Source organism: Zhongshania sp., from assembly GCF_041584495.1.
In the GTDB taxonomy this organism is placed as follows: domain Bacteria; phylum Pseudomonadota; class Gammaproteobacteria; order Pseudomonadales; family Spongiibacteraceae; genus Spongiibacter.
The window spans coordinates 1-9,363 of sequence record NZ_JBFHDY010000130.1 but is presented as its reverse complement, the minus strand read 5'-3'; the positions used below and the strand labels follow the sequence as shown (position 1 = coordinate 9,363).

Here is a 9,363-nt window from a genome sequence, read left to right as displayed (position 1 = left end):
GGGCCCCCACGACGGCGTTGACGACACGCTGGAGGGCCTGAGTGGTTTCAATCCACGCGCCCGTGATGGGCGCGACCCGCTGTTAAGCTAGGGGTTATGTTCTGCATTTAGTTTCAATCCACGCGCCCGTGATGGGCGCGACGGTTTTCTAACACCCAACCCCATTGCTCAGAGCCTGTTTCAATCCACGCGCCCGTGATGGGCGCGACAGATGTAGTCTAAGTTGTTAAATAACCGGAAGAAAGTACATTCCTTCCGCTAACCTAATTTAAAAAACCAAATACTGCCGTATGAAAATCATGTTTTTCAATAATTTCATTACGAATCAAAGTGATAGCAATTCGCTAACCGAACTGAAAATCGATGTGCACTGGGGGTTAGCGATTTATAAAATGAGTGCGTCGCGAAGTGGATCGTCTGTATGCTTAGCCCCAATATGCTCAACTCTTTGCCGACCTTTTTTCCCTAAAAAATAGAAGCGAAGGCTGTCTTCTTCCGGGTCAAAAATATCTAGCAGCGATTCTTTTAATGTCACAAAATGCGCAGGCTCTACTTCGCATTCAAACACGGAGTTTTGCACTCGCACACCGTAATCTAGGCAAGTTTTGGCTATTCTCCTAAGCCGTCGCTGGCCACCTTCACTTACCACACTCACGTCATAAGTAACTAATACCAGCATAATAAGCTCCTTATTTCACAATATAGGGTGTGTAAAATTCCGTGTCACCTCGTATGTGGCGAGCTAGCAGCATTGCTTGGCAATGAGGCAATAAGCCAATTGGCACTTGTTCTTGTAAATACGGGTGCATGACTTCAACTTGTTTACGCTCTTGATACGCTACAAGCAACGCCTTTCGGGCGTCATCGCTTAGACGCACTGCACCGCTAGCCTCGTGAACAAAGTCCTTTAGTTGTATTTGTCGGCGATTGATTAGCGTTAACACAAAACGATCGGCCCAAGGCGCTCTAAACTCTTCAAGTAAATCTAAGGCAAGGCTAAGTCGACCAGGCCGGTCTTGGTGTAGGTAACCAACGTAAGGATCTAGACCTACACCCTGCAAAGCAGACGCACATTCTTGGGTAATTAGTGAGTAAACAAAAGACAACAGTGCGTTTACAGGATCGGTAGGCGGCCTGCGAACACGACCACCAAAAACAAAACTCTTTTCTCGAATAAATTCGTTAAATATCGAAAAGTAGGTAGCGGCAGCATCCCCCTCCATGCCCATTGCTTCAGCAACGGTTTTAGCGTGTTTTACTCGACGTAAACTGTTTGCCAATTTATCGGCTGCTTGAGTGAGCATTGGATTATCGCCATGATTCCTCAGCTCACGCATCAGCACAGAGCGCCCATTGGCAATTTTAGCGGCCACCATTAAACGCGCTATTGCGACAGAGCGGCTCTCGTCATCAGCCCAACGATACTGAGCGCGCCTGAGCAAGACATTACCCGTCTGCTTACCCTGAACCCGCGCTAAAAATCGGCCATATTCGGTGTAAAATGCCAAGCCAATACCTTGTTCACCACAATAGCCCATTAAAAATGGTGAGACGGATATTTGGCCAAAACATAAGATATTGCCAATAGTTAGCGATGGAAATTGACCCAACTTTTGATCGCCATTTTTTATAACAATCGTTTCGCGATCTTTATGTAAATAGCTCTCTTGGCGCGTGATATATAGGGTATTCAGTAGTTTTTTCATTCGCCGAATAACTCCTTGATATAGCCCGCGGAATGATCCTTGCGAAACGCCTCCGGCTCACAGATATCCATAAGTGAGCAAGCCCGACAACGACGCGTGTTTGCTATCGGTTCCGGCGTGATACCACTGGCCAAAATATGGTGGGCATGCTCAATAGCAGCAATGGTCGCGCGCCTTAGCGCCTCGTCAATATCAACTTGCTCGCGGCGACGCACTTCCCAATACCAAAGCGCGCCCTCGCTAATTTTACAATTTCGCATTTCCTCTAGACATAAGGCTTGGGCACAGAGCTGAATACGATCCCAATCTTCGAGTTTGGATTTTCCACGCTTATATTCGACCGGAAAATACAACACTGGATCGCCAGCAATAACTTCCAGCAAATCCATTTTCCCCTTAATGCGATAGTGTTCAGACTCAACCATCACCCCACGTTCATAGCGCGTACCTCTGCGCTGCTCTGCGAAACCAGAATCTACCCGCTCGTGCAATACTTTGCCTTCGGCCGTAAAGCGATTTTCTGCCCATGCTTGCTCTACATGAATTAAAGCAAACTGTCGTGGGCAGAAGGCGTAATGCTGAAGGGCCGAGATAGCGAGGTAGTTTTCCATGGCGTGTCAAGAATCACAGATTCCTTTCATTCTCCTTTTGGTGCCACACCCGCAAAATGTATAAGACATTCTGGTAACAGGTATATCGCAAGCAGTAATGAACTGAAAAGAAATCGCGGACATCACCCCACTCCTCCGAGTTACTTACCCTTACACCAATTTCCGGGAAACCCACTAAGCGCTCTGCAGCGTTATAAATCTCGCTAACGAGGCCCTCGACTTGAGTGGCTCCTGCGTGCGCCAAGAAATCTCGAATCGTCTCAATATCGTCTAAAGCTTCATCCATGAAGATCAGATTCATTATTTTGGTCTCGGTAACTCGTCGTCAGTATCCCAGCTCTTCATCCACTCAAACACTTTTTCAGCAGGAACGCCCTTCCCGGCCTTCATCGACTCTAAGGCTGGCAAGGTCTCATTCCAGCGCTGTTCGGCTAGGGCTTGCTGAGCAATAAACTCTTTAAGCGCCTGATTAATAAGATAGTTCTTACTTCTATCAAGCTTTTTACAAAGGACCTCTAAAGGCTCTTCTAATTCTGCCTGTAAACGTATGCTGGTCACTGCCATAGCAATATTCTCCACGAGTAGCCATATGTAGCCAAGTGTAATACACCCAGCTACATAGTCTAGTTCATTTTTGGAGAGCACAATCTACTTATAAAATGGATAGGCGTTACTAAAACCCATCTATCTCCTCTGGAATCAATTGATTAAGGGTTTCAATTGAATAACTACCATCTGGCTTAACGGTTAACGAACCATGCACCTTCGCTGACGAATACTGCCCAGACTTACTATTGTGCTGCCACCAAATCACCTTTTTAACGGCCATACTGCCTTCGGGACGCGCCGACGAGGCATCACCTTCAAATAACTTTGGCAGCACCGCTTTAATGGCCTGAGCATCTTCATTCGAGAAGCCGGTACGCTCAGCCAATTGCGGGGTCATCGCGCCGTAAGCGACATATACGGCTGAATCGACTCGATGCTTCATTCCCATGGTATCGGATGCCTTTTTGCTGCCATCACCCTCACCACTCACACTTTTTGTGATTTGGGTGCTGGTAACGCTAACGGGCTCAACTGAAAAGGCAGACTGAATAGTCACCGGCCCCCGAATAGCCACCGAAACGCCGTCTTTTCCGTCACCTTTATACGCAAACAGCTGACCAAAGGCGCGCACGTCAAACCACTTGGCACAAGCCAGTTTTGCGGTTTCATCGGGACTATTTTTCTTGGCGTTGAAGGCTTCTTTTCCTAATCCAAATTCATCCGAGTACGCACGATTCTGGAGGCTAGTCATGCCATCTGTTTTCTTTTCATCAGACTGCACAAAAATGCTTAGCTTCTCAGTCTGCAGGCGATCACGAATTTTCCGTTTTAAGCAAACGTCCGTTATTTCACCAAAGCCTTCGTAATCAACCCGCGGGCGATTACCATTTAGCGGATCACCATTGGGGTTTGCATTTTTAACACTAAAAATTACGGCAAAATCAATTTTACTGTTCAGGCTCATGTCCTTATTCCTCTGTGGTAGTAGCGGTAGTTTCAATTTGGGTTTCGGGCTTATGATTCAAGGCAAGACGCTGGCAGTGAAATCCCAACAAAAATTCACCTGACAGCGCCTTGCCATCAACAAATTCTTCTCGATCAAACATGGCCATTACTGCGTCTATTTCTTTATTAATATTGATAAAAAAGCCAGGGCGCGAAGTTTTCATTTGACGCATATACGGGTCTAATTGCTTGTATATAGTCAACCACGTTTCATAGGGCCGACTCGAAAAACGCTGCATTAAGCGGTTCGCCGTAGTCGGTCGATTTACCGAGGCAGCACGCAATGCAACCTCCTCTAATCGCTCAGCCAAAGCAAGCAGCCGTCCATAGAGATAATCTCTGGATGTAATTGTGGTATCTAAAGCCATGGCAAATTCCTTTTGTTGCTCGGTGCGAGGATGACGAAGGTAATAACCGCGATATAGAGAACAGGCTACACCCAATGACTTCTCCCAAGCCCAATGTTCTTGGCCACTTGGATTACTGGCCTGCTGCACACTGCGCTGAACTAAATCAATTGGAATACTGCGCCCTTCCAAAATGCACGGGATTATCCGCTGGTAAAAATTCTTCTTAAGGCTGTCATTGCCTTTAATAATATCGCCGTAAACCGCGTTCAAAATGGTATATGGCGACGGCGCACTGCAGCGCCACGTTACCTTTGATTTTGTTTTAGCTTTTGGCTTGCCGCCTGTTTCAGATACTTCGCTTACCATGCGTTGAGGCCATGCAAAGTCGGTATGCCACTGGCTTAGCGTATCTATATATTCCTGCGGTAGTGTTTCGCGGTAATAAACAACGCCCATTCGTCCCGGTGTCGCAGAATCAATTGCCATAATAGAAATACAATCATTGACGGCTAAATCAGCGCGATAGCCATTCATAAAGCGGCTTAGCTTGGCAGCATAGCTCTGCCCCAAATCAATAGTATGATCGACATCAGCGTCTATGGCAGACTCACCACTAGGCAACGGTTCGACCTTGTCGTAATTGTCAAAATCATAATCGGCCGTCGCAACCATCGGATCAGGAATTTCCTTGCCAGACACTGCCCACGCCACGATTACCTGATCACCATTACGAAAGGATTGCCTCGGTCTGTTAATCAACCAGCGCAGCGCATTATGTGCTTTCTGGCTAGTAACCGAGCCAATCGCCGCCGACTGCAACCCCATTTGCTTTATTGACTTATCGTTATCCGTAAAGCGGCCCTTAAAGGTGAATCCACTCATATCATTTGAAGAAATAAGCTTCGCTTTATCGCCCGAGTGCCGAAGCTTTGCGGGGTGACTTAGCGCAATGGGTTGAATGCTACCCGACACAAAGCACAACGCCGCTAAATCAGAATTTCCGCTATCAAAAGCGATCCACTGGCGCTGTAATTCAGTGTCTTTCCACGTCTCGGGGCATTCAATATCATCGGCCTCAACCGTCCAGCAGACCAGCGCATTACCTTGGTCGAGCTTGCCAGCTTCTTTTGGTAAGACTTTAAATAACAATGGCGCCTCACCAGCCCTGTCCGGCCACGAGGTCAGTAACTGGCCAGCATCATCTACACAAGTGATTTGGGCCTTCGTTAAATCGCTAATAACTACGCCTTTAGACACGTAAGCAAGCACCGCGCAGGCACTTGGGTTAGAAAACTCTGAGTTACACCAATCTGTAAGCTGCGCACGAAAGCCATCGAAATAAGCTTTTTTCAACCCACCATGTGACGCGTAATCTCCGGCTAAATACTGCAGTTTATCCGCCAACGCATGTGGCGCTTCGCCGGCACCTCTGCCCGCAGAATTTTCAGTGGCAGGCAGGACTATTTGCGTTTTCTCTAAAACCTTCGCGCGCTTGAAGTTGCCATGACCGTCAATCACAATATTAAGATGGGTATTCTGTACGGTGTGGCAAATCGGAATCGGCTTCAAATCTTCGGCCACATCCAACTGCATCGCCTGCTCGTAGGTGTCATATAAGCGCGCCATCCAGCTCATATTTTGTCCTCCGCAAGCTCTACCGGCAGCAGATTCGTATTCAGGTCGAATTCTTTGGCCCGCATTTTTCGAACAAAGCGTTTTATCTCACAGGCCTCCGGACGAGGGAATTCAATAATCCCATTGCGCATGAGCGGCTGCCAAAACCGACTATGCAGCTCGTCAATCCCCGTTTCATCTGGGTAGTCAAAACCATGAAACATCAGACCAAAGCCCAATTCGGGAAGCTGGTCGTAATTTCCAACACTGGCAGCAGAGTTAAACTCGCAGGGTTCAACATAGGCTTGGCAATCTCGCGTGCCAAGAAAAATATCTTGTCGGCCACCCTTCTCAAGCATCCGTTGCGCTATGGCAAAATGCTTGCCGTCTATACGATCTTGCTCTAGCTCAGGCCGATGCTCATTCCACTCAAAGTGCGCCTGTACTTCATATTCCACATCATGCAGAAAGGTATAAATCGCTAAGCTGTTCCCGCCATTCCACACCAAAGGCTTGGTGCCTTTAGTCTGGGTTTGCAGGGGCTTTATCACCCGCACCCGATCTACATACCAGATTAGCGTTGGCTTCCAATAAATTGACTTTAATACGCCTTTTAAGGCTTCGTAGGTTGGAATGTGATACGAGCATTTTTCGCCACCTATTTTGGTAATGGGGTCAGTAAATAAGGCATACCGCCCCCAAAGCCTAAAACTAATACTGTTTTTCATAACAACTCCTAGCAGAGTAATGCGCCCATGCTGCGCACAGGTTCAGTGGCAAGCCCAAATTCTTCGCTGTAATATTCGGCATCCAAGTAATAGATGCCTTCTCCCTCTTGCGTCTCGTGCACAGCATCGCGCTCTAACAAGTTAGCCCAAACATTCGGAAAAACATTCACGCTGTATTGCTGCGACTCTTTTAATACTCGATAGTATTCTTGAGGCTCAAATTCTTTAGCTAATCGGCAAAGCTCATTCACTAAGGCTACGCCTTTACCGTGCCGCACTACCACGGCTTTCGTTGGAGCATTAATTGCTTGAAAGGCTCGACCTGCGTCCATAAATGATTGAGCTAACATCGGTAGCTTCCCGCTGGCGCGTCGCGCCTCATTCTTATTGCCGACATTATTGGAGTTGCGGCCCAAGATCTCAAGCAAGGTATCGTCGCGCAGCGCATGGCTTGATTTAATGGTGTATTCCATGTCATCACTGCGCGCATAAAAGTAATACTGAAAATAACGTTGTATAACCTCGGGCGTTAATAAATCACTACCCGCAAACTCGCTAAGCACCCTAAGGGTCTGCTCTTGCCCCATCGCGATATCTATAAGCATGCCAAGGTTTTCAGTATCAGGATTAATAATATCTACCTGACCTTTTATATAATTATCGTTCGCATCGCTTAATTCGCCATGCCGATTACAGCGCCCCGCCGCTTGCGCAATTGAGTCTAAGCCCGCCAAAAACCGAATGACCGACGCAAAAGATACATCCACCCCCGCCTCGATTAACTGAGTGCTAACGCAGAGTACAGCAAGCCCTTGGTTCAATCTTTCGCGGATAAGATCAAGTTGCGCTTTTCGATGAGCTGGGTACAAGCTTGTGCTTAAATGAAACACCGAATCACTGCCTTCAACGGCGCAACAAGCTACATAGAGTTTTTGTGCCCACGCCTTGGTATTCACAATAATTAGGCAACTGCCAGATTCTCGATACCGCGACAGGGCATGCAGCGTAATCTCCTGCTCGCTCCAACCACCGATTTTTATTCTATTGTTCACCACAACTCGGCTTAGCTGGTCGAAAAGCATATTCGTATCATTAATAAGCTCCGAGCACTCAGACATAGCCAGCTGACCTTTATCTGAGAATCGAAGTTTATCGAGGACTGGCTGGATCGCAGTGCATAATATCGCAGTAGATTTCGCGTGCTTGCTAAGAAAGTTCAGGCCATTGCAAAACAAATGTATGCAATTAATCGGCAAAGTTTGAATCTCATCAAAAATCAGAACTGAATTCGCTAATTGATGCATACGCCTCACACCACGGGTTCCGCCGCTAAAAAGTGCTTCAAGAAACTGTACGGTGGTTGTAAATACGATGGGCGAATCCCAATTTTCTGACACTAGCTTTGAATGCCAAGTTTGCTGCTCTGGCTCAATATTACTGTGGTGCTCCAATACCCAAGGATAAGGATCAGCCTCGCGCTCCAGAATTTTTCTAACCTCGCTGGCATTTTGTTCAATGATAGAGGTGTAAGGAATAATGTAGATAATTCGATCAAGCCCGTGCTTACGGGCATGATGCAAGGCATAACGTAAACTCGCCAGGGTTTTGCCACCGCCGGTTGGCACCGTTAAGGAGTAAATACCTTGGGGATCATTTGCTCGCGCTTTACACGTTTCAGATATCCCCTTACGAATACCATCAATAGGGCGTTTTTGCTTAAATTGATTAATAAACGATTCAAAGCGGTCGATGGCTACTGTCCAATCCTGCCACGCTTGCTGACCAAGACGCTGCTGCTTCCTTAAGGGGGTCTCAAATTCAGCGCTATTTAGTCGGTCTGCGTCTATAAGACACGAAAACAAAAATCGCGTAAAAACGCCAAGTGCGAAGGCGTCGGTTTTTGACAGGGTTTCATTCGCATTTTTTGGTAAGTTAACCGTAGCACGGACTTTTTCGAAAACCTGACGCACCAAGCTCCCATCAACCAAGGCCTCAATTTTAGCCATAAACTGCGTATCAACATTTTGTAAACATTCCTGAAGATGGGTTTGATCATCGCCTTTCTCTATTCGCCGAAGGAATGTCTGACTACCATCTTCGGCAATACAGTTAATCAAACCGCTGTGGTGTGACGCTATGCAGAGCGAGAGAATTTGTGCGACTAACTCGCCCTGACCGAGCCCGCCAACCTCGTGAAGCTGATTCCAAATATATTGCGCGCCAGCAGTGGAATGATCAATTTTCCCCTTTAAGGCCTTGGCATCAACAAATTCATCTTCATCAGGTTTAATACGGCCCACTGCCGAATTGAGATAATCCTGAAAGGCCTTGCTGTATTTTCCAAAATCGTGGAGAAAGCCCAAGACTAAACCGGCATCGGATATGCCTATTTTTTGTGCAAAGCTCGACGCCAGCGCGCCAACTTCACTTAAGTGAGCATCTAATGCTTGGACTTCGCTACTTTTCTCGCGTTTATGCGCTATAAAATCCATTTATATTTCCCTATCGCCAACTTGACGGTGCAAATCAAACGCCACGCCCAAAATATGCTTTAAAACTATATTAGGTGCCAGCTTAGCAGCGCCACCAGACAAAACCTGTCCTGGCCGTATATCCAGTATTTTTGGGTGTTCACTACAACCCTGTAAATGCCTCTCTTAACCACTGGCAAAAATTCCGTTTGCGTTTGAATTCGGCGAGTAAATCATCCAGAACTTGCCTCACTTGGTGTGCGTATTGTTTACCAGCCAGTTCATTGGCCAGTTTGAGCGTGTCTATGGCGCGGTGGTAGCCGTCGTTG

The 9,363-nt window shown here is 47.0% G+C and carries 9 protein-coding genes; all 9 read right to left on the bottom strand.

Translation table 11 applies throughout. The features are described 5' to 3' along the window. Positions 1-385: 385 nt before the first annotated feature. The gene (gene cas2 / locus ABYP33_RS15930) at positions 386-679 is read right to left on the bottom strand and encodes a CRISPR-associated endonuclease Cas2 (protein ID WP_320838172.1); all 294 of its coding nucleotides are present in this window, start codon (positions 677-679) and stop codon (positions 386-388) included. Between the two features lie 10 nt (positions 680-689). After that, positions 690-1,706 (bottom strand): type I-C CRISPR-associated endonuclease Cas1c, encoded by a 1,017-nt coding sequence (cas1c, locus tag ABYP33_RS15925; RefSeq protein ID WP_373092140.1) that lies wholly within the window; start codon positions 1,704-1,706, stop codon positions 690-692. Then, on the bottom strand, positions 1,703-2,317 hold the full coding sequence (cas4, locus tag ABYP33_RS15920; protein ID WP_373092139.1) for a CRISPR-associated protein Cas4: 615 nt from the start codon (positions 2,315-2,317) through the stop codon (positions 1,703-1,705). The genes cas1c and cas4 overlap by 4 nt, the downstream gene beginning before the upstream one ends. A 13-nt stretch (positions 2,318-2,330) precedes the next feature. Beyond that, positions 2,331-2,618 carry a type II toxin-antitoxin system RelE/ParE family toxin gene (locus tag ABYP33_RS15915; RefSeq protein WP_373092138.1) on the bottom strand — a complete coding sequence of 96 codons (288 nt, stop codon included), beginning with the start codon at positions 2,616-2,618 and terminating at the stop codon, positions 2,331-2,333. Beyond that, on the bottom strand, positions 2,618-2,881 hold the full coding sequence (locus ABYP33_RS15910) for a CopG family ribbon-helix-helix protein (protein WP_373092137.1): 264 nt from the start codon (positions 2,879-2,881) through the stop codon (positions 2,618-2,620). Before ABYP33_RS15910 ends, ABYP33_RS15915 begins: the two co-directional genes overlap by 1 nt. A gap of 109 nt (positions 2,882-2,990) precedes the next feature. Further along, positions 2,991-3,830: a type I-C CRISPR-associated protein Cas7/Csd2 gene (gene cas7c / locus ABYP33_RS15905; RefSeq protein WP_373092136.1), complete on the bottom strand. Its 840-nt coding sequence runs from the start codon at positions 3,828-3,830 to the stop codon at positions 2,991-2,993. Between the two features lie 4 nt (positions 3,831-3,834). Further along, a complete protein-coding gene (gene cas8c, locus ABYP33_RS15900) occupies positions 3,835-5,856 on the bottom strand; it encodes a type I-C CRISPR-associated protein Cas8c/Csd1 (protein ID WP_373092135.1) in 2,022 nt (673 codons plus the stop codon). Then, entirely contained in the window at positions 5,853-6,563 is a 711-nt protein-coding gene (cas5c, locus tag ABYP33_RS15895; RefSeq protein ID WP_373092134.1) for a type I-C CRISPR-associated protein Cas5c, read from the bottom strand. Before cas5c ends, cas8c begins: the two co-directional genes overlap by 4 nt. A gap of 8 nt (positions 6,564-6,571) precedes the next feature. Continuing rightward, positions 6,572-9,055 (bottom strand): CRISPR-associated endonuclease Cas3'', encoded by a 2,484-nt coding sequence (locus tag ABYP33_RS15890; protein WP_373092133.1) that lies wholly within the window; start codon positions 9,053-9,055, stop codon positions 6,572-6,574. Positions 9,056-9,363: the final 308 nt, after the last annotated feature.